This window comes from Bradyrhizobium sp. B120, from assembly GCF_049075665.1.
Taxonomy (GTDB): domain Bacteria; phylum Pseudomonadota; class Alphaproteobacteria; order Rhizobiales; family Xanthobacteraceae; genus Bradyrhizobium.
Genome location: NZ_CP185242.1, coordinates 5,575,411 through 5,602,392, shown reverse-complemented (window position 1 = coordinate 5,602,392; position 26,982 = coordinate 5,575,411). Strand labels below are relative to the sequence as shown.

Below are 26,982 nucleotides of genomic sequence, written 5' to 3'. Positions count from 1 at the left end.
ATCGCGAGTAGCGAATGGATTCTTGTCCATTCGCTATTCGCTACTCACCATCCGCTACAGGATCGTGCCCGGCGCGTAGCTCGCGGCTTCCGGCTTGGCGCGGGCCAGCGCTTCGACTTGCTGGGCGAAATAATCGACCTGGGCGCCGGCGTCGCCGGAGTTGGCGCGACCCTGCGCGAGCACGAGCTGCAATTCGGCTTCGCTCAAGCCAAGCCGTTGGTCGGCGGCGAGACGCTGCAGCAGGTCGTTCTGTACGATCTTGCCGGTGCGCAGGTCGCCAATGGCCGCGACGGCGTGCTCCTTGATCGCCTCGTGGGCGCCTTCACGGCCGGCGCCCTTCTTGACCGCTTCCATCATCACCGTGGTGGTCAGCAGGAAGGGCAAATAGCGGTTGAGCTCAGTCGCGACGACGGCTTCGAACACCTCCATCTGATCGAGCACGGTGAGCAAGGTCTCGAGCAGGCCGTCGGTGGCGAGGAAGGCATCGGGCAGCATGACGCGGCGGACCACCGAGCAGGAGACGTCACCCTCGTTCCACTGATCGCCGGCGAGCCCGGCGGCCATCGCAAGATAGCCCTTCAGGATCACATGCAGGCCGTTGATGCGCTCGCAGGAGCGGCTGTTCATCTTGTGCGGCATGGCCGAGGAGCCGACCTGGCCCTTGGCAAAACCTTCGCTGGCGAGTTCATGGCCCGCCATCAGGCGGATGGTCTTGGCGAAGTTGCCAGGACCGCTGGCGAGCTCGGTGAGCACGCTGACGGCACGGAAGTCGAGGCTGCGGGGATACACCTGGCCGACGGCGTCGAGCGCTTTCGGCAGACCGAGGTGAACGAGGATGCGTTCCTCGAGCGCGCGCGCCTTGCCAGCATCGCCGTTGAACAGGGTGATCTGGTCGAGACGGGTGCCGACTGCGCCCTTCAGGCCGCGCGCGGGGTAGGTCTGCAGCACATTGACCAGGCTCTGATGCGCCAGCAGCATCTCTTCGCCTGACATGGCGATGCGCTTGCCGAGCGTCGTGACTTGCGCGGCCACGTTGTGGGTGCGCGCGGTGAACGGGATGTCGCGCAATTGCTGGGCGCGCTTCGCAAACCGAATCAGCGCAGCGATGCTCTTGGTCTCGACCAGCTGCAACGCGCGGTAGACCTGCAATTGCTCCACGTTTTCCGTGAGGTCGCGGCTGGTCATGCCCTTGTGCAGGTGCTCATGGCCGGCCAGATCGCAGAATTCCTCGATGCGCGCCTTGACGTCGTGGCGGGTGACGCGCTCGCGCTGCATGATGGAGGCCAGGTTGATCTGGTCCTTGACGCGCTCGTAGCTTTCGATCACGCCGTCCGGAACCGGAATCCCGAGATCGCGCTGGCCCTTCAGCACCGCGATCCAGTAGTCGCGTTCGAGGCGAACCTTGCCCTCGCCACTCCAGATGGCGCGCATGGCGGGTGAGGCATAACGTTCAGCGAGAACGTTGGAAATGTGATCCTGGGACATGATCCCGCTCTCTTGGCATTGCCTGAGGCTGCCTGCAAGTCGCGACCTGTCACGAATCGTCAGGTCTGATAGCGCCTTGGCCGGACTTGCGGTGTTGGCACTACCATACCAGATCAGTGGATACGCCGCCTCAGGCTAATCCCGGGGCGGCGCTGGCCTTCCCCGGCGTCCCACGCGCTACGCGCCTTTCGCGGCAGCAAACGCCTCGCGCACCTCCTTTACCGGCGCCATTTCGCGGACGAAGGTGAATGCGCCCTGGTCCTTCATCTCGCGGGCACAGCGCAGGAACGCGGCCAGCGCGTGACGCTCCATCGCGCCGCCGACGCTGATGCGCTTGACGCCGGCGGCGGAGAGTTGCTCGACGGTCAGGGTCGGATCGGCAAAGCCCATTACGAGATTGAACGGCCGCTTCACGGCCGAGACCACGGTCTTGATGGTGCCGATGTCGTACAGGCCAGGCGAATACAGCACGTCGGCGCCGGCGGCCTCGAACGCCTGCAGCCGCTTGATCGTGTCGTCTAGATCCTTGCGGCCGTGCAGGAAGTTCTCCGCGCGGGCGGTCAGCGTGAATGGGAACGGCAGCGCCCGCGCGGCTTCGACGGCGGCCTGAACCCGCTCCACCGCGAGCGAGAAGTCGTAGATCGGATGCTGCGGATTGCCGGTCGAATCCTCGATCGAGCCGCCGACGACGCCGGCTTCGGCGGCGCGGGTGATCGCCTTTGCCGCGGTCCTCGGATCATCCGCGCCGCAATTCTCCAGATCGGCATTGACGGGCAGGTCGGTGGCATCGGCGATCACCCGGCAGTTCTCGATGATGGCATCGAGGCTGACGGTCGCGCTGCCGAGCGTGTTGGCGAGCCCGAGGCTGGTGGTCGCGAGCGCCTCGAAACCCATCGCCGCGAGCAGCTTCGCCGTGCCGGCATCCCAGGGATTCGGGATGATGAAGGCGCCGGGGCGCTGATGCAGCTCGCGAAACCGTGCTGCCTTGTCTGCCTGGGTGCGCATGTGAACTCCTGATGGTTGAAAAAGCGACTGGCCCAGCGATAGGGCGGTTTCGGCCATCAGACAAATTTGTTATTTCTCTCAATAACATCAGTTTTTTGCATGAGGTGAGGGATGGACAGCGACGCGCTCAACACGTTCCTGGTGGTGCATCGCCGCGGTGGAATCTCCAATGCCGCGAAGACGCTGCACCGCTCGCAGCCGGCGATCTCCCGGCGCATCGCGCTGCTCGAGCAGGAGCTCGGCGTGCCGTTGTTCGAGCGGATCGCCGGCAAGACCAGATTGAGCGATGCGGGGCGGGTGTTGGTGCCCTATGCCGAACGCGCGGTGGCGGCGGCGCAGGATGCCGAGAATGCGGTGCGCGCGCTGCTGCGCGACAATTCCGGTCCGGTGGCGCTGGCGGTGACCGGCACGCTTGCGGGCGAGCGGCTCTCGAAGGTGCTGAAGCGCTTTGCCCGCCGGCATCCGGATGTCGCGCTGACGCTGCGTACCGCGACCAGTGCCGAGGTCAGCGATCTGATCCGGCGCGGCGAGGCGACGATCGGGCTGCGCTACGACCGCGACCGCTCGGGCGACCTCGATTGCGAGGTGCTGTTCGCCGAGCCGCTCGGGGTGGTCTGCGCGCCGGACCATCCGCTGGCGGGACGCCGGGTCGGCAGGCTCGCCGATCTCAGGGACGAGCGCTGGATCGCCTTTCCCGAGGTGCCCGGACGGCGCGAGATCACCGCTTCGCACGTGTTCGCCCTGTTCCTGACGCACGGGCTCGGCGAGGTCGCCTGGACGCCGGTCGACAGCCTCACGGCGCAGAAGCGGCTGGTCGAGGCCGGGCTCGGGATCGCCCTGCTGTCACGAAGCAACGCGGCGGAGGAGCTGCGCGCCGGGACGATCGCGGCGATCCGCGTCGGCAATCTCACCGCAAGTCATGAGGTCGTCGCCGTGACACGGCACCGCGGCTTCCTCAGCGCCGCGTCGCACCGCCTGCTCGAGATCATCCGTGCCGACTTCAGCAAAGTGAGGGGCGCAAACACGTCGCGCCGGAACGGTGTCCGGCGCGGGTAAAAAGTCGAATTGGAGCTCAGGCGGCGCGAGAACCTAGGTTCCCGCCTTCACCTGTGCCGCAGCCACCGCCAGCAGTTCGTCCATCTTGGCGCGGACATCGCGCTCGGTCGTGGCCTGGCCCTTGGCGGTGAGGTCCCTTAGAACCTTGTGCAGGACGTCATTGTCGCCGGCTTCCTCGAAGTCGGCGGCCACCACTTCCTTGGCATAGGCGCCGGCCGCATCGCCCGTGATCCCGAGCTTCTCGGCGGCCCAGAGGCCGAGAAGCTTGTTCCGGCGCGCTTCGGCCTTGAACTTCTGCTCCTCGTCGAGGGCGAACTTCTTCTCGAAACCTTCCTCGCGCTTGTTGAATTCGTTCATGCGGAAGTTCCATTTCCCTGCTGGATGGCGGGCCGATGCTCGTTGCGGCAGCCCCGATGCCTGCCTAGATAAGTGGGAGGAATCGGCAAGACAACGAGCCGTTAAGCCGCAGGCAAAACAGGCGGAATCGGGCCCTTTTGATAGGGCGGTATAAGTGCCCTGAAGGGGGCACTATCGATTGTGCTGGAAGGGCCAATCGGATAGGTTGCCAACAGGCATGGTTCTTGTTCTGTTTCCAGTTGGATTGCCCAGGTTCCAGGCCTCCGCGGCAGCTCCGTCGTGGGTCGTAACCCCAAGTCATCCGGAGCACCCAAATCCATGGATTTCAACAAAACACGGTACATCCCAATGAGCCGTCGACGCCGTATTTATGAAGGCAAGGCCAAGGTGCTTTACGAAGGCCCCGAGCCGGGAACCCTGATCCAGCACTTCAAGGACGACGCGACCGCGTTCAACGCCAAGAAACACCAGGTGATCGAGGGCAAGGGCGTCCTCAACAACCGGATTTCGGAGTACCTGTTTCAGCACCTCAACGACATCGGGGTGCCGACCCACTTCATCCGCCGCCTCAACATGCGCGAGCAGCTGATTCGCGAGGTCGAGATCGTGCCGCTCGAGGTGGTGGTGCGGAACGTCGCCGCCGGCTCGCTGTCGCAGCGGCTCGGGATCGAGGAGGGCACCCAGCTGCCGCGCTCGATCATCGAGTTCTATTACAAGAACGACCAGCTCAACGACCCCATGGTGTCGGAAGAGCACATCACCGCCTTCGGCTGGGCCACGCCGCAGGAGATCGACGACATCATGGCGCTCGCCATCCGCGTCAACGACTTCCTGACCGGTCTCTTCCTCGGCATCGGCATCCGCCTCGTCGACTTCAAGATGGAGTGCGGGCGGCTGTTCGAGAACGAGATGATGCGGATCATCGTCGCCGACGAGATCTCGCCGGACTCCTGCCGTCTGTGGGACATCAAGTCGAACGAGAAGCTCGACAAGGACCGTTTCCGCCGGGATCTCGGTGGCCTGCTTGAGGCCTACACCGAGGTCGCGAAGCGGCTCGGCATCCTGATCGAGAACGAGCGGCCGGCCGGCAGCGGCCCGGTGCTGGTGAAGAGCTAAGCTTAAGGGGCGACCGTGAAGGCACGTGTAACTGTGACATTGAAGTCGGGCATCCTCGATCCGCAGGGCAAGGCGATCGAGGGCGCGCTGAAATCGCTCGGCGTCGACGGCGTCGCCAGCGTTCGCCAGGGCAAGGTGTTCGACATCGAGCTTGCTGCGACCGACAAGACCAAGGCGGAGGCGGCGCTGAAGGCCGCCGCCGACAAGCTGCTGGCCAATACCGTGATCGAGAACTATCGGGTCGAGGTTCTGAGCTAGCGAGCGCGCCAAATGATAACAGCCGCTCCCACCTCTGCTCGCAGAGACCAAATCTTCGTCCGGGCGCTCGTGGTTGGCTTGCTGACGGCAGCTGGTATCGGCGGGGCTTCGGCTCAACCGGCACCGGCAGCGCCTGCCGCGACGACGCAGCCGCCGCCGTTCACGGTCAGCGGATGGAGCTACGAGCGCCGCGGCTCCGATGTGCATATGTTCCGCTGCGCGCAGTCGTCCTGCGGTGCGGGCTCCAAGGTGAGCTACCGGTATTATACCGGCGGAAAACAGATGACGCTCGACCAGTTCCGCGAGGGGCAGGAGCAGATCATCAAGGCGCTGGAGCAGCGGACGCCGGGGCAGCGCATTACGCTGCTCGGCGTTGATGGCGACAAGGGCACCGCGGGGCCGCGCATGTTCAAGGCACGGCGCCTGACCGTGACAGCCAACGGCGCAAGCGAGTATCAGGTCAGCGGCTTGCTGCTTGCCGGACAGGGCTCCGCCAGCCTGATCAGCTCGGCGCGTGACGAAAAGGCCAGCAACGACAATTACGCGAAGTTTGCCGCCGCAGTTAAGCTCGTGCTGGCACCCAAAACCAGGTGATGCAATGAAATCAGCCGTCCTCGTCTTCCCCGGCATCAACCGCGAGCGCGACATGGCGCGCGCGCTCAAGCTTGCATCCGGCAATGAGACCGCGATGGTCTGGCACGCCGAGACGGCGCTGCCCAAAGGCACCGACCTCGTGGTGGTGCCCGGCGGCTTCTCCTATGGCGACTATCTGCGCTGTGGCGCGATCGCGGCCCGCGCGCCTGTCATGGACGCGGTGCGCGACTTCGCCGCCTCGGGCGGGCTGGTGCTCGGCGTTTGCAACGGCTTCCAGATCCTCTGCGAGTCCGGGCTGTTGCCGGGCGTGCTGATGCGCAATGCCGGGCTGAAATTCGTCTGCCGCGACGTGCATATGCGAATCGAACGCTCCGACACGCCGTTCACCCGCGGCTACAATGCCGGCCAGGTGATCCGCGTGCCGGTCGCCCATGGCGAGGGCAATTACGAGGCCGACGAGGAGACGCTGAAGCGGCTCGAGGGCGACGGGCGGGTGCTGTACCGCTACTGCTCGGCCGAGGGCGAGGTCGATGAGGCCTCCAACTTCAACGGCGCCGCGCATTCGATCGCCGGCATCGTCAACGAGCGCGGCAATGTGCTCGGCATGATGCCGCATCCGGAAAACCATGTCGAAGAGATCATGGGCTGCACCGATGGCCGCGGCCTGTTCGCAGGCCTGGTCCAGCATCACGAAAAGGCGGCGTAACGGAAATGCTGTGGCGGTGGTGCCTTGCCGCGGCCGCGGCACTCGTTTTCGCGACGGCAGCCAACGCCCAGGATTTCCCCAAGCGTCCGATCACGATGATCGTGCCGTTCGCGGCCGGCGGCACCTCGGACGTGATCGCCCGCGCAGTGGCCGACCAGATGAGCGCCGCGCTCGGCCAGACCATCATCATCGAGAATGTCGGCGGCGCCGGCGGCTCGACCGCGTTGACTCGCGCCGCGCGTGCCGAGCCGGACGGCTACACGATCGCGATCGGCAACGCCGGCACCAATGCTGCGACCTACACGATCTATCCAAAACTGTCGTTCACGCCTGATTCCTTCGCGCCGATCGCCGTGGTCGCGAAAACCTTCGGCATCGTCGCGCTGCGCAAGGATTTCCCGGCCAAGGACCTCAAGGAATTCATCGACAACGCGAAGAAGAATCCTGGCAAGGTCAATCTCGGCCATGCCGGCGTCGGCTCGTCGAACTATTTGATCTGCAAGAGCTTCGTGCATGCCGCCGGGATCGACGTGCAGCTGGTCGGCTATCGCGGCGCGGCGCTCGCGCTGACGGACGCGATCGGCAGCCAGATCGACGGCGTCTGCGATGCCGCCGCCTCGGTGTCGCAGGCGATCGACGACAAACTGGTGAAGGCGGTCGTGGTCGGCTCGACCGTGCGGCTCGCCTCGCTGCCGGAATTGCCGACCTCGGCCGAGGCCGGCCTGGCCGAGTTCGAGGCGCAGGGCTGGAACGGCCTGTTCGCACCCAAGGGCACGCCGGGCGAGATCATCGCCAAGCTCAACGCCGCCGCGCGCACCGCGGTTGCGAGCGAGGCGGTGAAGAAGCGCTTCGTCGAGCTGTCGACCGTTGCGCCCGATGCCGACGAGCTCGCACCCGAAGTGCTGCAGCAGCTCGTGACCCGCGACGTCGCGAAGTACCGCGCGCTGCTGGCGGACGACAAGAAATAGCATTTCCGCGACGTGCAACGCCCTCATGCGGACACAGTCCGCGGCAAGCCTGAGTTCAGGTCTGCTGGGGGAGGGGCGGCTATGTGCCCTGTGGTGTTGCGCTGCTGCGCCAGCATGGCGCTTGCCTGGCTCGTAGCCGCACCGGTGGCGGCCGAACAGGCGAAATTACCTGCAATCACTTTTACTCCCTGGACAAAGTTCTGCCTGGGCGACGCCTGCTTTGTCGGGCGAGAAGGTCGATCGAAGGTAGATGACGTAGACTGTGGACCGGTTGTCGCAGCTGCACTCATCGCGCGCACCGGAGATTCCAGGAAGACGTTGCGCGTCACCCTGCCAACCCGGGTGAAGGTGGAACGTGGCGTTCGGATCATCATTGATCAGGGGCAAGCGATTGAGCGGCCCTACACGAATTGCTTTGCCAATGGTTGCATGGCCGATTACGACGCCGGAGCAGAATTGGTCGATCGGCTCAAGCAAGCGCATACACTGGCTTTGGCAGCCTTCGATAGGGCCAATGCGCCGATCGGCCTGACCGTACCGCTCGTCGACTTCGCCAGCGCCTACGATGGACCCGCACAAGAGACGAAGGTTATCGAGGAGGTGCTTTCGGCGGAGGAAAAGCAGGCGAGATCAGAGCTTGCGAAGCGCGCCGAAGAGGAGCGCAAAGCGCGCTGTGAAGCGAATTAGGCGGTCGCGATCAGCAGTCCGGAGTGCTATCGCGACGTGCGGATCATGAACCTGATCCGTTCGTCTGCGACCAATGCAGGGACAGTCGCATCCGTTTCACAAACTCTTCACGCTAGCGCTGCCGGCATAGCAACCGGGGATTGTCGCAGCGTGCAGGGCACGGTATGACGAAGGCGATTTGGATGGTCTTTCCGGCTCGCTGGGATCTGTGATGCCCGTTGCACTAATCGTATTGCTGCTCGATATCACGCTGATCTATCACGCCTCGCGCACCGGGCGTTTGCAGCCATGGGCTTTCATCATCCTGATGGTGCCGCTGATCGGCGCGCTCGCCTACATCGTCGTCGAGCTCGTTCCGGAATGGTGGGGCGGACCGGCCGCCGCGCAGGCGCGCAAGCGCGTCGCCAACCGTATCGATCCGGAGAAACGGTATCGCGAACTGTCCGACCGGCTCGCGACATCCGACACGATCGCCAACCGCGCCGCGCTGGCCGCGGAATGCCAGACCATCGGGCGCTTCGAGGAGGCGGAGAACCACTACGACCACGTCCTGCGGCTGCCGCAGGGCGACGATCCGGCCTACGCGTTGGCCAAGGCGCAGGCCCAGTTCGCCCGCAAGCTACCGGCCGAGGCACTGGCGACGCTCGACGCCTTGCGCGAGCGCTGGCCGGATTTCGAGTCCGCCGAGGGACATCTGCTCTATGCCCGTTCACTCGCCGAGATCGGCCGGCTCGACGAGGCGCTGGAGGAATACCAGGCGGTGTCGCAGTATTTTCCGGGAGCCGAGGCGCGGGTCCGCTATGGCCTGTTGTTGCAACTGGTCGGCCGCACCGGCGAAGCGCGCATCGTGTTCAACGAGCTCTTGATCCAGATGCGGCGGGCGCCGAAATATCTGCGCGATGCGCAGGCCGAGTGGCTCTCGATCGCCGAGAAGCAATTGTCGGCGTGAGCCATTTTTGCCGCGTATCCATGCCGATGAAAAAAAGTGTCCCAGCCTATTCCATGTTTGTTGAAGCTCCGGGGGCACCTTGCAGCGCGCTACAATGGCTTCGGGATCAGGACCTGTCGCACAATGAACAAGTGTTCGACTGGGGCGTAACGCTCAACTTCTCTCGTCTCGGCGAGTGGCACCTCAACTCCGACGGCAGCATCGACTCTGAACGTTCGCCGGTTGTCACCGTGCATGTGCCGCAGGTGCGCCGGGGGGTATTGTGGACCGTTGGCGAAGTCCGCTTCTGTCCTGTGCCGTTAAGCCAGTTTCCTGACCTCGATCGCCTGCGCAGGTCGTTTCTGCGATGGTTCAAGAAGTGCCCGTTGATCTACGATCATCACCCGGCAGGCGAGCACGAGTTTGACTATTACCTTGAGGGATCGGCCAAGAATTGGGGGCCGATACGCGCCTTTCCTAGTGCTCTGGCAGCGCTCAAGAGCGGGCAATATTTTATCTCTCGCCACGAGACGAATGGTTCACTGGAAACGCTCCGCCGGACACTGGCGCTTCGGGGCGTGATTTGCTCGGATCAGGACTAGATTGGCGCCTCGGTATTCGTTTGCGCGTTGTGGCTGTCGATCGCCGAGCTGCGACCCCGGCTAGCGGTTTCGCAATCGGCTCAGCGCGCGCTTATAGGCCTCGGCCGGCACCGTCATCGCGGCGACCCCGGCCATGACCAGCAATAGGCCGAGCGCCAGGTTCGACGGCACGGATTCCCCGAGCAGGATCACCGACAACGCGACGCCGATCGGAATTCGCAAATAGCCTTGCGCGTTCGTGGTGAGCGTGCCGAGCCGCGTCAGGCACATATAGAACAGCATCAGGCCGAACGCGCTCGAGAAGATGCCCATCACGACGGTGGCGACCAGCGCCTGCGGCGTCGGGTGCAGCGTCCAGGGATGGTCGACGATCAGGGCGACCGGCAGCAGCACGGTGCCGCCGAACAGCAGCGAGCCGGCGGCGACCACCATCGGGTCATAGTCGGAGAGGCGAAGCCCGAAGATCGTGGCGCAGGCGAACGAGACGGTGGCGAGCAGGATCGCGATCTCGGCGACAATCTCCTTGCCGAAGCCCGAGAGCGCGTCGAGGCCGATGATCGCGATCGTGCCGGCGAGGCCGAGGATCGCGCCGACGAATTTGAGCGGCGAGGCCGGCTCGTGCCGCGTGATTGTCCAGGTGATCAGGAAGGCGAAGATCGGCGTCGTCGAGGCCAGCACCACGGTGTTGGACGCCGGAACGTAGAGCTGCGCCCAGGTGATCACCAGGAACGGGATCGTCGAGTTGATGGTCTGCTGGAAGGCGAACAGCTTCCACGCCTTGATGTCGGTCGGGATACGGATGCCGCGAATCCGCAGCACCACGAGCAGGAAGGTGGCTGCGACCAGCGAGCGCGCCGAGATGAAGGTGACCGGCGGGATCGAGCCGAGCCCGATCTTGGTCAGTGGATAGGTCGAGCTCCAGCAGCAGGCCAGCGCCAGCAGCAGCGCATAGTCGCGCCAGCCGCGCGCACCCGGCGCGGTGGGCAGGATCGGCGTGATCGCGGGAGCCGTCACGCCGTCCGTCTTAGCTCTTTGTTTGAGCATGTTCTTTTCGGAAAACCGCTTCACACTTTTCCGGATCATGCTCTGGCTGTGCTCTTCGGCACCTTGATTGGCTCCCCCGCGCATTGGCGCGCGACGGGTACAATGTAGCGCGGCGCCGCGCCGCAAGGCTAGGGCGTTTGGAAACGATCACAACACCGTTCAAGGGCCTAAATCACACGCGTCCGCAGCGAATTCGAACTAGCATGGTGCCGGCGCAGCCGTTCCTTGCGAAGCGCAGGGAGCAGTCCGGACGGCACCGCATTCTGCGAACGACAGACAAGGAGCACAGCATGAAGAACGCTCTCGTTTGCGGCTTCGCCGCAGTGGTCATCTGCTTGATGGCGGCGGGCGTCGCTCGCGCCCAGTCCACGGCGCCCCCGATACCGACCACGCACATCCTTGCCATCGGGACCCTGAACCCGGGCGTTGATCCGGCGGCCGCGCGCGCGATTCTGCCGAGCGAGGTCCGCGAGACCGTCAAGCTCCATTTGGATGGCAAGATCGACCAGTGGTTCTCGCTGCAGGGACGTCCCGGCGTGGTCTTCATCCTGAACATGACCGACACCGCGGCGGCTCACGAGATGCTGGAGAAATTGCCACTTGGGCAGGCGCATCTGATGAGCTTCGAATTGATCCCCGTCGGCCCGCTCAATCCGCTTCGGCAGTTGCTGGGGACGGCGACGGGGTCGCCGTAGGCCGGATATGGAGGAAACAACGATGGACGCCGGCCTGGCGTCCATCGCGTGACGTTTGCCCGAGATCCTAGCGCAGGACCTCGCTCAGCACCTCGCCATCGACCTGGTGCGGTGTGGTGCCGAGGAGCCGCATGATAGTCGGCGCCACGTCGATATTGCGCATGTGCCGCACCACGGTGTCCTTGCGGATCTGCGGCCCCGCCGCGATGAACGTCGCGCTCATCACCGGAAGCTCGGGATCGTGACCGTGGGCGCCGTAGAAATTCGGCATCGACAGCGCGGTGGTCGCCGAATTGAACGGCGCGTCGCCCTGGCGCGCGACGCCGGGGTTCTGCACGCCGTCGAAATTGTAGCCGGGCGCCATCAGCGCGAACACGTCGCCATAGTCCTGGCCGACCGTCTTGCTGGTGCACTGTCCGGTACCGGCGTCGCATTGCAGCGGCCGGGTCTCGACGACGGTGAAGATGCGCTGCTCCTTGAGCGAGTAGTTGAAGCGCGCATTGGGGTCGACCGCGTTCCTCACCGCGTCGGTGATCTGCGCCACCAGGGCCCGGTAGGTCGCCAGATCGACGGTGCCGCCGAGCTCGCGGTTCTGCAGGTTGACGTAGATGTCGGCGGCAGGGCCGGAGGTGCGGACCCCGACCTTGCTGGTGTCGATGCCTGCGTTGCGCAGGATGTTGGTGAGGTTGACCGAGGTGTGGAACGGCGCGAAGCCGTGGTCCGACACCACGACGACGTTGCTGTCACGGCCCGCCGCATCGGCAATCTGCTTCACCGCCCTGTCGGCCGTCTGGTAGGCGAAGCGGATGTAGGAGGCGTAGCGCTTGACCTTGGCGGGATCCTGGTTGGCGCCGATCGAATTCGGGTCGGTCGGGCTGGTGCCCTGGCGCGGATCGGTCAGCAGGAACTGGTGCTCGGAGCCGTCGGGCTGCTCGATATAGACCATGACGAGATCGGCGTCCGGATGGGTCTTGATCGCGCGCTCGCCGATATTGGCCTGGTAGCGCACGAAGGTCTTCACCATGTCCTCGTACATCGTCTCGATCTCGACATCGGGGAAATTGGTGAAGCCCGGGCTCAGGCGCTCCGGAATGCGGAAGTCGGCCTGCGGGCGCCAGAACCCGATATTGTTGTTGATGTCGTCGACGTCGGCCAGCACCGGCGTGTTGCGCGGGATGAAGTTGGCGCCGTAGCGGGCGAAGCGCACCACCGAGAGGTCCGGCGAGAGCGCCGAGACGAAGTAGGCGGCGCCGACCTTCGCGCCGCTGCCCTCGAAGAAGAACGGTGCGTTCTCGCCGCCCAACTTGACGTAGGCCGGCCCGGTCGACGGTGCGTGGAACGGTCCTGCGGTGATGCCGCTGTTCGCATCGAAGAACACCAGCGTGTCGTAGTTCACCTTGCGGTCGTTGGTGGTGTCGATGGCGGCGACGCGGATCGAATATTTGACGTCGAGCGTCGCGGCATTGGTGCAGGTCGCGGTCGCCGCCGCGGAACACGAGAACGTCTCGATCGGCGCCGAGGTCACCAGCACCGGGCTGAACGAGAAATGGCCGGCGGCCTGCAGCGCCGCGACGATGCCCGGATCGGTCGTGAAGTCGCTGCGCGACAGCGAGAAGCCCTGGGCACCGATGCCGCCGAATGCGCCGAACGGCACCGTGAAGTCGGTGACGCGGGTCGGCTGGGCCGGCTGCACCACGGTCTTGTTGATCGAGATGTCGGCGCCGTCGCCACCGGGCCACGTTGCGGTGATGACCTTCTTGCCCTGCTGGCGCAGCTGCACCCAGAGGGGCTGTGCCGTCGGGTGCGCCGACGGCCCGAGCGGGCTTTCGTTGTAGCCGCCGATCGGTGCCGCGAAGCCGCTGATGCTGCTGGAGATCGGGCCGACGATCGGCTCGAACGTGTTGGAGGGGATGTCGTTATGGACCGCCGTCGAACCGGTCGCGATCGCGATGTGCGAGACCGCGGTGAGCGACGGTGACGCCGTCACGTTCCGCAGCGCCACTGCGCCGCGCCGGCTGAGCCGGGCGAGGCCACCGTCGCGCGGCAGCGCGCCTTCCTCGATGAATTTCTGGATGAAATCGGGCTTGGCACCATCGAGCGAGATCATCACCACGCGCGGCTTGCGGCCATGATGCTCGCCGTCATGGTCCTGATCCTGATCGTGACCGCGGGACTCGCCGGCGCCGCGATCGCCATTGTCGCCGTCCTGGCCGGCGCGCACTGGCGTTGCAACGCACGCCAGCGATGCGACAAGCGACATCACCGACGTGACCGAAACAAACGTCTTCAATTTCATGAGAATGCCCCAACCTCGCTGCGCGAATGCACAAACAGAAACCGTTCAGCAATCTTCGGGGGCTTGGCTGACGAGCATGTGACGCGCGCGCGACGACGCAACGACAGCATGTCGTCGTGTCACAGCCGGCGTGTGCATGGCGTCACGCAAAGAACGCGCGTGAACACAACGCGCTAGCGCTGTGCCTTCGATTCAACCCGCGGCGATGTAACGGCTGGATGACGGCGTGCGTCCACAGACGCGGAGTGTTTTCGAGCGAGGTGGGTAGCGGTTCGCGTAAAGAAAACCGCGTCAACGAAAAATCTGGAGCCCGCTCCGATTCAATCGGAACGGCCTCTGGCGCGCTTTACGCTGTCGTCGCCGCCGGCGCCTTGCGCTTCGTCCGCTTGATGGTGCCGGAGAAGCTGAACAGCGGCCGCTCGGCCGATGTCAGCATGCCGCGCACGAAGATCAGCGACCCGCCGGCGCGGGTGACCTCGCCGGTGCATTCGATCAGGTCACCCTCGCGGGCCGCATCGAGGAATTCCGAGGCGAACGAGACCGTGACCCCGGGGCCCTGGAGCACCGGGGAGGCGAGCGCGAACAGGCAGTAATCCGCGAAGGTCATGAGGCAGCCGCCATGGACGTTGCCGGAGCCGTTGAGGTGCTTCGGGCCGACCCGGAACGCGCAGGCGATGCGGCCGTTCTCGTCCATGCGGTGGTAGAAAGGGCCGGTATGGGTCTCGAAACTGTCCCGGGTCCAGGTTCGCCAGCCGGCGAATTCGCCCTCGGTTTCGACGTGCAGGTCGGGGCGGCGGTTGAATGCCGTAGTGAGTGCGGTCTTGGCGAGCTCGTTCACGAAATCTGGCCTTCAGCTTCTAGCGTCCCGAGACTCGAATCCGATCCGCGGACGCGAGCCCCAAAGTGCGCAAGATCAATGGGACGTTTCTACTCTTCGAGGGAAGGCGGATCGTTGTCAGATTTCAATCCCAGCCTCTTTCAATTTGCGTCGCGCTAGTTCGGTCGTAGCCCGCATTGCCTTTGCGCATTCGTCGACGATTCTGTTATCGCTGATCTCCTTGTTGGCCTTCCGACGAGCAATTTGCGTAGTTACTTCGCCACAAGACCTGACTATGGCCACGAGATCACCGCTACCTAGTTCTGCGATGCGGCGATCCAAAAAGAGGTGGTAGTTCTGTGCGACTCTATGCCCGCAGCAAATTCGCGAGACGTGCTAAGTGGTCCATCGTTTGAGCCCGCCCTGAAATGAATATCGAATACACGCAAAAGCTTTGGGTGATATGATCATCTACTATCGGTTATCGGGCTGGCGGCAGTCAAGATAAGCCGCCGCCAACTCGGGCTCGGTTCTGAAGCGTCGTTGGGTGATGGCGGAATTCCCGCTCGGATACCTCGTAGACGGGAAAAGGCCTTCAAATTGGATTTCTTGTCTTTAGATCCGGTTCCATCCGGTATGCGACTCCTTCAGCCCGCCGTCCAACCGCCGCAAAGCTCTGGACAGGCCGGAAATGGGCCGTAAAAGGCCTTTTCGCCCCCGTTCGATCTACCTAATAAGGGTCCCATGACCGCGCCCAAGAACGAGCCCAAGAACGAACCCCAGATCACCCCCGAACTGGTCGCCGCCCACGGGCTGAAGCCGGACGAGTATGAGCGCATCCTGAAGCTGATCGGGCGGGTTCCGACCTTCACCGAGCTCGGCATCTTCTCGGCGATGTGGAACGAGCATTGCTCGTACAAGTCGTCGCGGATCCATCTGCGCGGGCTGCCCACCAAGGCCCCCTGGGTGATCCAGGGCCCCGGCGAGAATGCCGGCGTGATCGATATCGGCGACGGCCAGGCCGTGGTCTTCAAGATGGAGAGCCACAATCACCCGAGCTACATCGAGCCGTACCAGGGCGCGACCACCGGCGTCGGCGGCATCCTGCGCGACGTCTTCACCATGGGCGCACGCCCGATCGCCTGCCTGAATGCGCTGAGCTTCGGCGCCCCTGAGCATCCCAAGACCCGGCATCTGGTATCCGGCGTGGTCGCGGGCGTCGGCGGTTACGGCAATTCGTTCGGCGTGCCGACGGTCGGCGGCCAGGTGCGCTTCCACACCCGTTATGACGGCAACATCCTGGTCAACGCGATGGCGGTCGGCCTCGCCGACGCCGACAAGATCTTCTACGCGGCGGCCTCCGGCGTGAACATGCCGATCGTCTATCTCGGCTCCAAGACCGGCCGCGACGGCATCCACGGCGCCTCGATGGCGTCGGCCGAATTCGACGACGCCTCCGAGGAGAAGCGCCCGACCGTGCAGGTCGGCGATCCCTTCGCCGAGAAGCTGCTTTTGGAAGCCTGCCTCGAGATCATGGCAGCCGATTGCGTGGTCGCGATCCAGGACATGGGCGCGGCCGGCCTGACCTGCTCGGCGGTCGAGATGGGCGCCAAGGGCGATCTCGGCGTCGACCTCGATCTCGACGCGGTGCCGACCCGCGAGACCGGCATGAGCGCCTATGAGATGATGCTCTCGGAGAGCCAGGAGCGCATGCTCATGGTGCTCAAGCCCGAGAAGGAGAAAGAGGCCGAGGCAATCTTCCGCAAATGGGGGCTCGATTTCGCCATCGTCGGCTACACCACGCCGAGCAAGCGCTTCGTCGTCAAGCATGGCGGCGACGTGATGGCCGATCTGCCGATCAAGGAGCTCGGCGACGAGGCGCCGGTCTATGACCGCCCGCACGTCGCATCAACTGCGCTGCCGGTGATCCGCGGGCAGGACGTCAAGCCGCCGCTCGGGGTCACAGAGGCGCTCACCAAGCTGATCGGCACGCCCGAACTGTGTTCGAAGCGCTGGGTGTGGGAGCAGTACGACCACGTCATCCTGGGCAATACCATGCAGCGCCCCGGCGGCGATGCCGCGGTGGTTCGCGTCGAGGACGGGCCGAAGGGGCTCGCGCTCACCGTCGACGTCACGCCGCGCTATTGCGAGGCCGATCCGTTCGAGGGCGGCAAGCAGGCGGTCGTGGAAGCCTGGCGCAACATCACCGCGGTGGGCGGCCGGCCGCTCGCCATCACCGACAATCTCAACTTCGGCAATCCGGAGCGGCCCGAGATCATGGGCCAGTTCGTCGGCTGCCTGAAGGGCATTTCGGAAGCCTGCCGTGCGCTGGATTTCCCGGTCGTGTCCGGCAACGTCTCGCTCTACAACGAGACCAACGGCCGCGGCATCCTGCCGACGCCCTCGATCGGCGGCGTCGGCGTGCTCGACGACTTCACCAAGTCGGCGACGCTGGCGTTCAAGGCGGCGGGCGAGGCGATCCTGCTGGTCGGCGAGACCCAGGGCTGGCTCGGCCAGTCGGTTTACTTGCGCGATGTCTGCGGCCGCGAGGAGGGCGCTCCGCCGCCGGTCGATCTCGCCACCGAGAAGCGCAACGGCGACGTGGTGCGTGGCATGATCCGCGCCGGCACCGCGAGCGCGGTCCATGACGTATCCGACGGCGGGCTGCTGATCGCGCTCGCCGAGATGGCGATCGCAAGCGGCATCGGCGCGCAGCTCTTGGCGGCGCCATCCTCGATCGTGCCGCATGCCTATTGGTACGGCGAGGATCAGGCCCGCTACATCGTCACCGTGCCTGCGGCCGACGCGGGCCTGGTGCTGGCCAAGATGAAGGGCGCCGGCGTGCCTTGTGCGCGCATCGGCACCACCGGTGGCGAGGCGATTGCGGTCGCCGGCGAGCCGCCGGTGACGATCGAAAGCCTGTCCCGTGCCTTCGAGCACTGGCTGCCGAACTACATGCACGGCACTGCCGCCTGATCCGGATGGATCAGGCGCTGCAAGCGTCGAGCGAACAAGATCTCAATAGCGCGATGAACCCATCATCGCGTTATTGCCTTATGTCCAGGCGCGATCCTTCCGGATCAAGCGCTAGGTTGCGCCGCGGATCGCGCGCCAGGCAAAGATGATAATCACTGCGCCGATGAAGCCGGCGACGAGATAGCCGATCCATCCGCCGCCGAGCGATACGCCGAGCAGACCCAATAGCCAGTTCGCCAGCGCGGCGCCGACGATGCCGAGGATGATATTCATGAAGATGCCGGTGCCGGTCTTCATGAACATCTCGGCGAGCCAGCCGGCCAATCCGCCGACGATGATTGCGGCGATCCATCCAACTTGAGGGTCGTTCATCCCAGGACTCTCCTTGAGGTCAGCAGTCCGGCCAGCATAGCTGAGAATCACGTCGCGGCATGTGACCAATGGCAGGTTGTGCGCAACTTGTCGGCCGCGAGGTCATGATGCGACGACGCATCATAACCGATGCTACAGCACGTACTTGGCGCCCGGCAGCTTGCGCAGCACGGCGGTGGCGGCCCAGCTCAGCGCCACGGTGGCGAAGAACGCGATCGCGGCCTTGGCGATCGCCGGCAATTCCATATCGAACAGCCAGTATTGCAGCCACAGCACGATCGGATAGTGCACCAGGAACATGCCGTAGGCGTCGCCCTGCATGCGGTCGAGCAGCGTCGGTCCCGGCGCCTTCGATTGCAGGAAATAGGCCAGGATCGCAAACAGGATCGAGGCGCTGAACAGCACGTAGAAGGTGCCGTAGGACGCGAGATACCAGCCCGGCAGCGGGTCGGGGTTACCGATGATCCCGCGCTTGATGTAGATCATCACCCACATCAAGCAGTAGGGGATCAGCGTGATGCCGGTCCAGAACCAGCGCCGCTCGGTCAACCGTCCGTTTGCGCTGAGCAGGCCGCCCTCGAGGTTTGCCGCCCCGATCCCCGCACCAATGAAGAAATAGGACGCATACAGCAGCACCCGGCTCGCCTGCACCGAGAACGGTCCAAGTTCGAACCAGTAGTTCTGGCCGTAATGGACCAGCATCGGCAGATAGGCGGCGGCACTGACCACGACGAGGAACAGCCAGAACTTCGAGGGACGTTCAAATCCCTTGATCGACAGGCGGTTGATCGGCTCGAGCAGGCGCGACGACACCCGGTACAGCACGCTCGCCGTCACGTCGAAGGTCATCAAGACCCAGACGAACCAGATCGGGCCGCTCGGCCAGGGCCCGAAAATCATGGTCTTCCACCAGAATTCGGAGAAGGTCAGGTCCGGCGTCGCACGCAGCGCGATCGCGTAATAGGCGATCGGAATCACGGTGAATGCGCAGATCACGAAGGGCAGGCCGAGCCGCAGCAGCCGGTCGCGCAGGAAGATCAGCCACGGCTTGTGGCCGAGTCCGGGCCAGACGAACAGCCCCGACAGGAAGAAGAACATCGCCATGAAGAAGCTGTCGGTGGCGAGCACCACGCAGTCGAAGCCGATCCAGGACGTCGGGTCGGTGTGCCCGAAATGGGTGTAGGGGATCACCGCATGATGCAGCAGCACCACCAGCGTCAGGAAGGTGCGTGCACGGTCGAGGGCGACGTTGCGCTTGTGGAGCTTCGGTGCTGCCTGAACGTCGACGGCCGGAGCCGCGTGAGCAATCGATTTCATGGTGCCCCCCGCCGGGTCTGCACCCGGATGTTGCAATCGGGAACCCGATTCAGCAAGGCCCAATCGTCCCGATTCCGTGGTGTCGAGGTCGGTCATTTCGGTGGATCTGTTTCGTTCTGGAACCGGGGTGGGTGGCGGGCGTTGTCGGGCGGACGCGCTGAGCGCGCGGTTTGTGGAGCGAGCAATGACACTGCTGAAATGGGCGCTGATCTTTCTTGTCGTCTCGATCATCGCGGGCCTGCTCGGCTTCACCGGCATTTCCGCCGCCTCCGCCGACATTGCGCGCTTCCTCTTCTACGTGTTCGTCGTGATCTTCCTGGTGCTGCTGATCCTTGGGCTCACGATATTCAGGGTCTAGCGGCGATCCGGCCGAACACTCCCGTCGTCATGCCCGGGCCTCGCCCGGGCATTTCCGTTTTCAGCCTGCGTGGCACGAGCCAAAACCGCCGGGCGAGGCCCGGCGGTCGCGGCAGGCGCGATGGTCTAGGCGACTTCCTCGATCTTCACCTTGTCCGGATAGAAGGCGAGGTGGCCGGCGATCTCGGTCATGGCCGGAAAGGGCTCTTCATAGGTCCAGATCGCATTGTCCAGCGTCTTGCCGTTGGCCTTGATGCTGAAATAGTTCGCATCCCCCTTATAGGGGCAATGCGTGGTCCGCTCGGTGCGGGTCAACAGCTCCATGTTGGCGTCCTGCCGTGGGACGTATTGCACGGCCGGATAGCTCGCTTCCTTCAAGGTCAGCGCATGGGTGGTCTCGGCGATGACGACGCCGTCGGCGGTGATGCGGACGCGCTTGGCATTGGGCGTGATCGTGATCGGATGGTCGGGGCCGGGGAGCTTCATGATTCTGCGCCTCTTCTGGTCATTTCGGCGTGATGGCTTGTGACCGATTGATGCAGGTTTAAATCGCTGGGAATGGGAATATAGTGTGCCCCGGAATGACCTAGAAGACCTCAAGCGCCAGGTTTTAGCTTAGGTTTCTTCTTAGTTTTCCTGGCCGAATCGGCCCTGATTCGAATGACCTGACGGAGGTGGACTGGGATGCCGATGGACGCCCGTGATATCGAATCGATGATCAAGGCAGCGATCCCTGATGCCGAGGTGACGATCCGTGATCTGGCCGGCGACGGCGACCACTACGCGGCCACTGTCGTTTCCGAGTCATTCCGCGGCAAGTCCCGCGTGCAGCAGCACCAGATCGTCTACCAGTCGCTGAAGGGCCAGATGGGCGGCGTGCTGCACGCGCTGGCCTTGCAGACCGGCGTGCCGGAAGGCTAGTCCCCGGCAACCGGGCGGGGGCCCCAAGCGATGGCAGACAATCCGCGCGGCGCGATGTTTCGCGTCATCGTGCCGAACCAGCACAGCCGCGTCACCAATGCCGAGCTGTTCTTTGACCTCGTCTTCGTGTTCGCCGTCACGCAGCTGTCGCACACGCTGCTGCACCACTTCACCCCGCTCGGCGCGGTGCAGGTCACGGTGCTGTTCCTCGCAGTGTGGTGGGTGTGGGTCTACACCACCTGGGTCACCAACTGGCTCGATCCCGACCTGACGCCGGTCCGCCTGCTGCTGTTCGTCCTGATGCTGGGCGGGCTGTTGCTGTCGACCTCGATACCGACCGCCTTCGAGGGCCGCGGGCTGTGGTTTGCCGGGACCTACGCAGCGATGCAGGTCGGCCGCACCGCATTCTGGCTGCTGGCGACGCCGCGGCAGCGAACCGCGGTGCGCCACAACGCGATCCGTATCCTGACCTGGCTGTCCTGCTCGGCCGTGCTCTGGATTCTCGGCGGCTTTGCCGAGCACGAGACGCGGATGTGGCTCTGGATCGCGGCGCTGGTCATCGAGTACGTCGCGCCGGCTCTGCGGTTCTGGACCCCTGGGCTCGGCTTTTCCTCGATGGAGGCCTGGTCGGTCGAGGGCGGCCACATGGCCGAGCGCTGTGCAGGGTTCATCATCATTGCGCTCGGCGAGGCGATCGTGGTCGACGGCGCGACCTTTGCCGAGCTGACCTGGACGCCGGAGAATGTCGCCGCGTTCATCTCGGCGCTGGTCGGCAGCATCGCGATGTGGTGGATCTATTTCCACAAGGGCGCCGAGGCCGGTGCGGACATGATCTCCAGGTCAGAGGAATCCGGCCGCGTGGCGCGGATCGCCTACACCTATCTGCACATGCCGATCGTCGGCGGCATCATCCTCACCGCAGTCGCCGACGAACTGGTGCTGAAGCATCCGAGCGGCCAATCTGATCTGAAGACGATCGTGAGCTCGGTCGGCGGCCCGGCGCTGTTCCTGGTCGGGACCATCCTGTTCAAATATGTGATCCGCAATTTCCTGCAGCTCTCGCATGGCGTCGGCATCGTGGCACTGGCGATCACGGCCTATTTTGCTCGCGAGATGTCGCCGCTGGTGCTTTCGATGGTCACCACCGCGATCATGATCGTGGTCGCGGCGTGGGAATCGATCTCGCTGCGGTCGAGCGGGGAGGAAGAATAGCGCGGGTCGCTACCTGCGACCGGCCGTGGCCACGCGGTGCTGCCACCAGACGAACAGTGGGGCGCCGATCACCTCGAGCGCGGTGAAGCCCACGAAGGGCAGCGGCGGCAGGCCAACCATCACCATCGACAGCAGCCGGCCGATGCCGCCGAGGAAGATGCCGCCCCAGACCACGCGGAACAGCACGCTCTCGCTTTCGATCCGCGGCACCAGCCAGAGCAGAGCGAGGCCGAGACCGAGCCAGACCCCGCCGAAGAAACGCAGATTGCTGTCGAGCACCGGCAGCGCCGGAACGCCCGACGAGGCGTACAGCGGATCGCTCACGCCGAGCATGGTGATGATGCCGGTCAGGATCGGGACTAGGGCGAGCAGCACTGTTGCGATCTGCAGCGCACGCCGGCCCATGTCACGTCCCCTTGGCTGGGATGCTAGTCCGCGACCAACGCGTGCACCGAGAACATGGTGTTGGCGTCGGTCCAGCTGTCGCGCACCGTCCAGCCCGCGCTGCGAGCGAGCGCGGTGAATCGCTCGAGCGAGTATTTGTAGCTGTTCTCGGTGTGGATGCTCTCGCCGGGACGGAACGCGAAGGTGTTGCCGAGGATGCGCACGGTCTGCGCCTTGCGGCTGATCAGGTGCATCTCGATGCGGTGGCGGTCGCGGTTGTAGATCGAGCGATGGGTGAAGCCCGACAGGTCGAAATTGCCGCCGAGCTCGCGGTTGATGCGAACCAGCACATTGAGGTTGAAGCGGGCGGTGACGCCGGCCGCGTCGTTATAGGCATCGTACAGCACGCGCTCGTCCTTCTCGAGGTCGACGCCGATGATCATCTGCGCGCCATGGCCGAGGATCTTGCGGGCGCTGCGCAGGAAGGCCAAGGCCTCGCTTGGCTCGAAATTGCCGAGCGTCGAGCCCGGGAAGAAGCCGACCTTCGGCATGTCGGAGACCGCCTCGGGCAGCACGAACGGCGTGGTGAAATCGGCCGCGACCGGATAGATGCCAAGACCGGGGAAATCCCGGCGCAGCCCGTCGGCCTGGGCCTTGAGGAAATCGCCGGAAATATCGACCGGCACGTAGGCTGCGAATTCGCTAGTCTCGAGCAAGAGGCGCACCTTGGTGGTCGCGCCGGCGCCGAACTCGACCAGCGCTGCGCCGTTCGGAATGATCGCGGCGATCTCGCTGCCGCGGTCGCGCAGGATGCCGAGCTCGGTGCGCGTCGGATAATATTCCGGCAGCACCGTGATCTGCTCGAACAGCTCCGAGCCGGTGGCGTCGTAGAAATATTTCGGCGACAGCCGTTTCGGGTGACGGGCGAGATCGCCCATCACATCGCCGGCAAACGCCGAGGTCGCTTCGTCGAACGGATACGCTTTGGCCAAAGCGGCGGCATGCACATTCATGATACTCTCCCGAACGCGCTTACCGACGCGTCATCGATGTCGACAGGACTCAATCAGGCATAGTCGGCGAGGCGTAACCCCGTGAATTGCCAGCGATGGTGCGGATAGAAGAAGTTACGGTAGGTGACACGGCTGTGACCGGCCGGCGTCGCCAGCGACGAGCCGCGCAGCACGAGCTGGTTGACCATGAACTTGCCGTTGTATTCGCCGAGCGCGCCTTCGATCGCGCGGTAGCCCGGGTAGGGCGAATAGGCGCTGCGGGTCCATTGCCAGACGATGCCGTGGGCGTCGTTGAGCAGGCCGGCGCGCGCCGCGACCTCCCACTCCATCTCGGTCGGCAGATGCTTGCCGGCCCAGCGGGCGAAGGCGTCGGCTTCGTAGTAGCTGACATGGCAAACCGGAGCCTGCGGATCGATCGGCTGCAGACCGCCGAGCGTCATGATCTTCCATTCGCCGTCGACCTCGCGCCAATGGCCCGGCGCCTGCCAGCCCTCGTTGGTCACAGTGCCGAAGCCGTCCATCAGCCACAGCGTGGCGGTGGAGTAGCCGCCGTCCTTGATGAAGGCGAGCCAGTCGGCATTGGTGACCAGGTTCTTGGCGAGCTTCACAGGGCCGACCAGCGCACGATGCGCGGGCTTCTCATTGTCGAAATGGAAGCTGTCGTCGGCGTGGCCGACGCTGTGAATGCCCTCGTTGAGCGTTACCCATTCCTCGGGCCCGCGCTGCGATGCAGGGAAGCGCCACGTCGGATCGTAGGCCGGCGGGATCGGGTTCTGCGCGAAGGCATGCAGGATGTCGGTGTACATCAGCTCCTGATGCTGCTGCTCGTGATTGAGGCCGACCTCGACCAGCGGCACCAGCGCCGCGAGCTGTTCTGTCGGGGCGGTCTGGAAGAATTTCACCACCTCGGCGTCGACATGGCGGCGATAGGCGGTGACTTCGTCTGATGTCGGGCGGGTCAGATGGCCGCGCTGGTGGCGGGCGTGCCGGGGACCGGCGCTGACGTAATACGAATTGAACAGATAGGCGTAGTCGGGATGGAAGGGCGTGTAGCCCTTGACGTGCTCCCCGAGCAGAAACTGCTCGAAGAACCAGGTCGTATGGGCACGGTGCCACTTGGCGGGGCTCGCATCTGGCATCGACTGGATCAGCTGGTCTTCCGCCGACAGCGGCGCGACCCGGCGCTCGGTCTCGTCGCGGACCGCGCGATAGGCGTCCACCAGCCGCTGCGCGAGCGAGCCGGATTCGGAGGACAGTGACGGGGAGGTGCCGGGAATGGCGGCCGCGGCAGAGGCTGGTTTCGTCAACGATGGTCTCCGATTCAAGGGGAGAACGTTGCTTCGGTAATCTGGTTCCAGACGGACAGTTCGTCCTAGATAGGGGCTCCGTTACGGGAAAAAAGCCTCCCCCATGATGATATTGGGCCCGTCAGATAATCCCGGCCCTTTTTGCGGTGCCGTCCGGCCCCCGCCGCATGCCAGATTTCCGCCATTTTGCTTTGGATGCACAATGGTTTGAGCTACATATATAGCCAGTCACGGGTTAGAAGGGTGGGCCGGCCCACAAGGCTTGAGAGCGCCGCCCCCGAAGGAAGCGAAAATGAGCATCGAGCAATTCATCGACAACGAAGTGAAGTCGAACGACGTCGTGCTGTTCATGAAGGGCACGCCGCAATTCCCGCAGTGCGGGTTTTCCGGTCAGGTCGTGCAAATCCTCGACCACATCGGTGTCGGCTACAAGGGCCTCAACGTTCTCGAATCGGCCGAGCTGCGCGACGGCATCAAGGTCTATTCGAACTGGCCGACGATTCCGCAGCTCTATGTGAAGGGCGAGTTCGTCGGCGGTTGCGACATCATCCGCGAGATGTTCCAGGCCGGTGAATTGCAGCAGCTGTTTGCCGACAAGGGCATCCCGGTCGACGTGGCTGCCTGACCTTGACGGCGCGCCAGATCGGCAAGGCGCGGCTCGAAGTCATCGTTACCGACATCACGACCCTGCGCGTTGACGCCATCGTCAACGCGGCCAATTCGTCGCTGCTTGGCGGCGGCGGCGTCGACGGCGCGATCCACCGCGCGGCGGGACCGGATCTGGTCGCCGAATGCCGTATGCTTCACGGTTGCCAGACTGGCCAGGCCAAGATCACCAAAGGGTATCGGCTGCCTGCCAGGCACGTCATCCATACGGTCGGCCCGGTGTGGAATGGCGGCAAGCTCGACGAGGACAGTCTGCTTGCATCTTGCTATCGCCGCTCGCTGGAGCTCTGCGAAAAGCACGGCCTTGCCTCGGTCGCTTTCCCCGCAATCTCGACTGGCATCTATCGTTTCCCCGCGGATCGCGCGGCCCAGGTCGCCGTAAGGACCGTCGTCGACACGCTGGCCACTGCCCCCAGTGTCGAGCACGTGATCTTCTGCTGCTTCTCCGCCCCTAGCGCCGAATTGCACGAGGCCGCTTTGGCCGCCTTTGGGAGCCCTTGTGCTTGATGATACCGCCGCTACACTTCCTCGTGATTTCCGGGGAGGGATAGTTCAAATGCATTCATTTCGTTTGACGCGCGCCGCCGCAGCCGCCGCGGTGTTGCTGGCGGCATCGTTGGCGTACGCACACACCGAGGGCACCTACGAGATTCCGGCGGGCGCGCATTTCAACCCCGACAAGCTCGCCAAGATCAGCGAGTTCTTCAAGAACGAGGTCGCGACCGGAAAAATTCCCGGCGCCATCGTCCTGATCCAGCAGCACGGCAAGCCGGTGTATCGCGAGGCCTTCGGCGTGCAGGACGTGGTCAGCAAGGCGCCGATATCAGACCAGACCATCTTCCGCCTGGCCTCGATGTCCAAGTCGATCACCGCCGTGGTCTCGATGCAGCTTCTGGAGGAGGGCAAGTACAAGCTCGATGATCCCGTCTCGAAATACATCCCGTCCTTTGCCAATGTGAAGGTCGGCGTCGAGAAGAAGGCCGAGGACGGCACCAAGACGCTCGAACTGGTGCCGCCACAGCGCCCGATGACGATCCTCGATCTGATGACGCACACGTCCGGCATCACCTACGGGTTCTATGGTGATAGCCTGGTCCGCAAGGCCTACAAGGACGCCAATATCTACGGCGGAGATTTCGATCTCGCCGAATTCGCCGAGCGGATCGCCAAACTGCCGCTGCACAACCAGCCCGGCGCGCTCTGGCAATACGGCCATTCCACCGACGTGCTGGCCCGCGTGATGGAGGTGGCCACCGGCGAGAAATTCTCGACGATCGAACGCAAGAAGCTGCTTGACCCGCTCGGCATGAAGGACACCGGCTTCTTCGTGACCGATCCCGAGAAGCAGAAGCTGATGGCCGAGCCGATGCCGAACGACAGCGACTTCCGCGTCGGCCGGATCAACGATCCGACCAAGGTCAAGAAATGGGAGTCCGCCAGCGGCGGCATGGTCTCGACCATGGCGGATTATTCGCGCTTCGCCCAGATGCTGCTCAACGGCGGCACCCTCGACGGCAAGACCATCCTGAAGCCCGAGACGTTCAAGGAATTGACGACCGATCGTGTCGGCCCAGCCTCCGGCGTTGCGCGCGACGTGTTCTATTTCCCCGGCGACGGCTTCGGCTTCGGGCTCGGCATCGCGGTGCGCACCGATCCGGGCAATGCCAAGCCGCCGCCGCCCGGCGATCTCGGTGAACTGAAATGGGATGGCGCCAGCGGCTGCTATTACATCATCGACCGCAAGCAGGACTTCTTCTTCATCCTCCTGGAGCAGACGCCGACCGAGCGTCAGCGCATCCAGCGGACGTTGAAGCAGCTCGTCTATGAAGCCATGGAGAACTGA

Annotated in this window: 29 protein-coding genes; 17 read left to right on the top strand and 12 right to left on the bottom strand. The window is 64.3% G+C overall.

Annotation, left to right across the window (positions count from 1 at the left end; translation table 11 throughout):
• Positions 1–54: 54 nt before the first annotated feature.
• Together purB and ACOIX3_RS26025 are read right to left on the bottom strand one after the other, a co-directional pair.
• Entirely contained in the window at positions 55–1,488 is a 1,434-nt protein-coding gene (gene purB / locus ACOIX3_RS26030; protein WP_420971792.1) for an adenylosuccinate lyase, read from the bottom strand.
• A 174-nt stretch (positions 1,489–1,662) separates the two neighbouring features.
• A complete protein-coding gene (locus ACOIX3_RS26025; protein ID WP_420964878.1) occupies positions 1,663–2,490 on the bottom strand; it encodes an isocitrate lyase/PEP mutase family protein in 828 nt (275 codons plus the stop codon).
• Positions 2,491–2,601: 111 nt separating this feature from the next.
• Between ACOIX3_RS26025 and ACOIX3_RS26020 the strand changes: the two genes are divergently transcribed.
• Complete coding sequence (locus tag ACOIX3_RS26020; RefSeq protein ID WP_420964877.1) at positions 2,602–3,546, top strand: LysR family transcriptional regulator; 945 nt, start codon at positions 2,602–2,604, stop codon at positions 3,544–3,546.
• A gap of 33 nt (positions 3,547–3,579) precedes the next feature.
• On the opposite strand, the gene ACOIX3_RS26015 is transcribed toward ACOIX3_RS26020, so the two are convergent.
• Complete coding sequence (locus ACOIX3_RS26015) at positions 3,580–3,903, bottom strand: DUF1476 domain-containing protein (RefSeq protein ID WP_420964875.1); 324 nt, start codon at positions 3,901–3,903, stop codon at positions 3,580–3,582.
• A gap of 348 nt (positions 3,904–4,251) precedes the next feature.
• On the opposite strand from ACOIX3_RS26015, the gene purC reads away from it, so the two are divergent.
• The 8 genes from purC to ACOIX3_RS25975 all read left to right on the top strand — a co-directional run bounded on the left by purC (position 4,252) and on the right by ACOIX3_RS25975 (position 9,762).
• A complete protein-coding gene (purC, locus tag ACOIX3_RS26010) occupies positions 4,252–5,019 on the top strand; it encodes a phosphoribosylaminoimidazolesuccinocarboxamide synthase (protein ID WP_016843454.1) in 768 nt (255 codons plus the stop codon).
• Positions 5,020–5,034: 15 nt separating this feature from the next.
• Positions 5,035–5,277, top strand: coding sequence for a phosphoribosylformylglycinamidine synthase subunit PurS (purS, locus tag ACOIX3_RS26005; protein ID WP_420964874.1), 243 nt, complete (start codon positions 5,035–5,037; stop codon positions 5,275–5,277).
• A 78-nt stretch (positions 5,278–5,355) separates the two neighbouring features.
• On the top strand, positions 5,356–5,871 hold the full coding sequence (locus tag ACOIX3_RS26000) for a hypothetical protein (RefSeq protein ID WP_420964873.1): 516 nt from the start codon (positions 5,356–5,358) through the stop codon (positions 5,869–5,871).
• 4 nt (positions 5,872–5,875) lie between these two features.
• Entirely contained in the window at positions 5,876–6,577 is a 702-nt protein-coding gene (purQ, locus tag ACOIX3_RS25995) for a phosphoribosylformylglycinamidine synthase subunit PurQ (RefSeq protein WP_420964872.1), read from the top strand.
• A 5-nt stretch (positions 6,578–6,582) separates the two neighbouring features.
• Positions 6,583–7,545: a tripartite tricarboxylate transporter substrate-binding protein gene (locus ACOIX3_RS25990; RefSeq protein WP_420964871.1), complete on the top strand. Its 963-nt coding sequence runs from the start codon at positions 6,583–6,585 to the stop codon at positions 7,543–7,545.
• Between the two features lie 81 nt (positions 7,546–7,626).
• The gene (locus tag ACOIX3_RS25985) at positions 7,627–8,232 is read left to right on the top strand and encodes an invasion associated locus B family protein (RefSeq protein ID WP_420964870.1); all 606 of its coding nucleotides are present in this window, start codon (positions 7,627–7,629) and stop codon (positions 8,230–8,232) included.
• Between the two features lie 211 nt (positions 8,233–8,443).
• Positions 8,444–9,181, top strand: a complete 738-nt coding sequence (locus ACOIX3_RS25980) for a tetratricopeptide repeat protein (RefSeq protein ID WP_420964868.1) — start codon at positions 8,444–8,446, stop codon at positions 9,179–9,181.
• Positions 9,145–9,762, top strand: a complete 618-nt coding sequence (locus ACOIX3_RS25975; protein ID WP_420964866.1) for a hypothetical protein — start codon at positions 9,145–9,147, stop codon at positions 9,760–9,762. The genes ACOIX3_RS25980 and ACOIX3_RS25975 overlap by 37 nt, the downstream gene beginning before the upstream one ends.
• A 60-nt stretch (positions 9,763–9,822) precedes the next feature.
• Here ACOIX3_RS25975 and ACOIX3_RS25970 read toward each other — a convergent pair whose 3' ends face one another.
• Positions 9,823–10,806 (bottom strand): DMT family transporter, encoded by a 984-nt coding sequence (locus tag ACOIX3_RS25970; RefSeq protein ID WP_420964865.1) that lies wholly within the window; start codon positions 10,804–10,806, stop codon positions 9,823–9,825.
• A gap of 290 nt (positions 10,807–11,096) precedes the next feature.
• Between ACOIX3_RS25970 and ACOIX3_RS25965 the strand changes: the two genes are divergently transcribed.
• The gene (locus tag ACOIX3_RS25965) at positions 11,097–11,501 is read left to right on the top strand and encodes a hypothetical protein (protein WP_420964864.1); all 405 of its coding nucleotides are present in this window, start codon (positions 11,097–11,099) and stop codon (positions 11,499–11,501) included.
• A 67-nt stretch (positions 11,502–11,568) separates the two neighbouring features.
• On the opposite strand, the gene ACOIX3_RS25960 is transcribed toward ACOIX3_RS25965, so the two are convergent.
• Together ACOIX3_RS25960 and ACOIX3_RS25955 are read right to left on the bottom strand one after the other, a co-directional pair.
• Positions 11,569–13,797, bottom strand: a complete 2,229-nt coding sequence (locus tag ACOIX3_RS25960) for an alkaline phosphatase family protein (protein ID WP_420964863.1) — start codon at positions 13,795–13,797, stop codon at positions 11,569–11,571.
• A gap of 346 nt (positions 13,798–14,143) precedes the next feature.
• Positions 14,144–14,635: a PaaI family thioesterase gene (locus ACOIX3_RS25955; RefSeq protein ID WP_420964862.1), complete on the bottom strand. Its 492-nt coding sequence runs from the start codon at positions 14,633–14,635 to the stop codon at positions 14,144–14,146.
• Positions 14,636–15,358: 723 nt separating this feature from the next.
• Between ACOIX3_RS25955 and purL the strand changes: the two genes are divergently transcribed.
• The gene (purL, locus tag ACOIX3_RS25950) at positions 15,359–17,590 is read left to right on the top strand and encodes a phosphoribosylformylglycinamidine synthase subunit PurL (protein ID WP_420964861.1); all 2,232 of its coding nucleotides are present in this window, start codon (positions 15,359–15,361) and stop codon (positions 17,588–17,590) included.
• Positions 17,591–17,701: 111 nt separating this feature from the next.
• Here purL and ACOIX3_RS25945 read toward each other — a convergent pair whose 3' ends face one another.
• Together ACOIX3_RS25945 and ACOIX3_RS25940 are read right to left on the bottom strand one after the other, a co-directional pair.
• Entirely contained in the window at positions 17,702–17,962 is a 261-nt protein-coding gene (locus ACOIX3_RS25945) for a GlsB/YeaQ/YmgE family stress response membrane protein (RefSeq protein ID WP_223976144.1), read from the bottom strand.
• Between the two features lie 132 nt (positions 17,963–18,094).
• On the bottom strand, positions 18,095–19,279 hold the full coding sequence (locus ACOIX3_RS25940; protein ID WP_420964860.1) for an acyltransferase family protein: 1,185 nt from the start codon (positions 19,277–19,279) through the stop codon (positions 18,095–18,097).
• 184 nt (positions 19,280–19,463) lie between these two features.
• Here ACOIX3_RS25940 and ACOIX3_RS25935 point away from each other — a divergent pair, with 184 nt between their 5' ends.
• Positions 19,464–19,637: a DUF1328 domain-containing protein gene (locus ACOIX3_RS25935; protein ID WP_074128140.1), complete on the top strand. Its 174-nt coding sequence runs from the start codon at positions 19,464–19,466 to the stop codon at positions 19,635–19,637.
• A gap of 125 nt (positions 19,638–19,762) precedes the next feature.
• On the opposite strand, the gene ACOIX3_RS25930 is transcribed toward ACOIX3_RS25935, so the two are convergent.
• Positions 19,763–20,122: a DUF427 domain-containing protein gene (locus ACOIX3_RS25930; RefSeq protein WP_420964858.1), complete on the bottom strand. Its 360-nt coding sequence runs from the start codon at positions 20,120–20,122 to the stop codon at positions 19,763–19,765.
• A 198-nt stretch (positions 20,123–20,320) separates the two neighbouring features.
• Between ACOIX3_RS25930 and ACOIX3_RS25925 the strand changes: the two genes are divergently transcribed.
• Together ACOIX3_RS25925 and ACOIX3_RS25920 are read left to right on the top strand one after the other, a co-directional pair.
• Positions 20,321–20,557, top strand: a complete 237-nt coding sequence (locus tag ACOIX3_RS25925; protein WP_021077843.1) for a BolA family protein — start codon at positions 20,321–20,323, stop codon at positions 20,555–20,557.
• A 30-nt stretch (positions 20,558–20,587) separates the two neighbouring features.
• Positions 20,588–21,769 (top strand): low temperature requirement protein A, encoded by a 1,182-nt coding sequence (locus ACOIX3_RS25920; protein ID WP_420964857.1) that lies wholly within the window; start codon positions 20,588–20,590, stop codon positions 21,767–21,769.
• A 9-nt stretch (positions 21,770–21,778) separates the two neighbouring features.
• On the opposite strand, the gene ACOIX3_RS25915 is transcribed toward ACOIX3_RS25920, so the two are convergent.
• Genes ACOIX3_RS25915 through egtB form a run of 3 tightly spaced genes read right to left on the bottom strand, consistent with a single transcriptional unit; the run spans position 21,779 to position 24,473 of the window.
• Positions 21,779–22,174 (bottom strand): DUF4345 domain-containing protein, encoded by a 396-nt coding sequence (locus ACOIX3_RS25915; RefSeq protein ID WP_420964856.1) that lies wholly within the window; start codon positions 22,172–22,174, stop codon positions 21,779–21,781.
• Between the two features lie 23 nt (positions 22,175–22,197).
• Positions 22,198–23,166 (bottom strand): L-histidine N(alpha)-methyltransferase, encoded by a 969-nt coding sequence (gene egtD / locus ACOIX3_RS25910; protein ID WP_420964855.1) that lies wholly within the window; start codon positions 23,164–23,166, stop codon positions 22,198–22,200.
• A gap of 53 nt (positions 23,167–23,219) precedes the next feature.
• Positions 23,220–24,473 carry an ergothioneine biosynthesis protein EgtB gene (gene egtB, locus ACOIX3_RS25905; protein ID WP_420964854.1) on the bottom strand — a complete coding sequence of 418 codons (1,254 nt, stop codon included), beginning with the start codon at positions 24,471–24,473 and terminating at the stop codon, positions 23,220–23,222.
• A gap of 292 nt (positions 24,474–24,765) precedes the next feature.
• Here egtB and grxD point away from each other — a divergent pair, with 292 nt between their 5' ends.
• From grxD to ACOIX3_RS25890, 3 genes are read left to right on the top strand one after another with little or no spacing between them, the layout of a single operon-like run.
• Positions 24,766–25,098 carry a Grx4 family monothiol glutaredoxin gene (gene grxD, locus ACOIX3_RS25900; RefSeq protein WP_028336765.1) on the top strand — a complete coding sequence of 111 codons (333 nt, stop codon included), beginning with the start codon at positions 24,766–24,768 and terminating at the stop codon, positions 25,096–25,098.
• Positions 25,099–25,100: 2 nt separating this feature from the next.
• Entirely contained in the window at positions 25,101–25,646 is a 546-nt protein-coding gene (locus ACOIX3_RS25895) for an O-acetyl-ADP-ribose deacetylase (RefSeq protein WP_420964853.1), read from the top strand.
• Between the two features lie 49 nt (positions 25,647–25,695).
• Complete coding sequence (locus ACOIX3_RS25890; protein WP_420964852.1) at positions 25,696–26,982, top strand: serine hydrolase domain-containing protein; 1,287 nt, start codon at positions 25,696–25,698, stop codon at positions 26,980–26,982.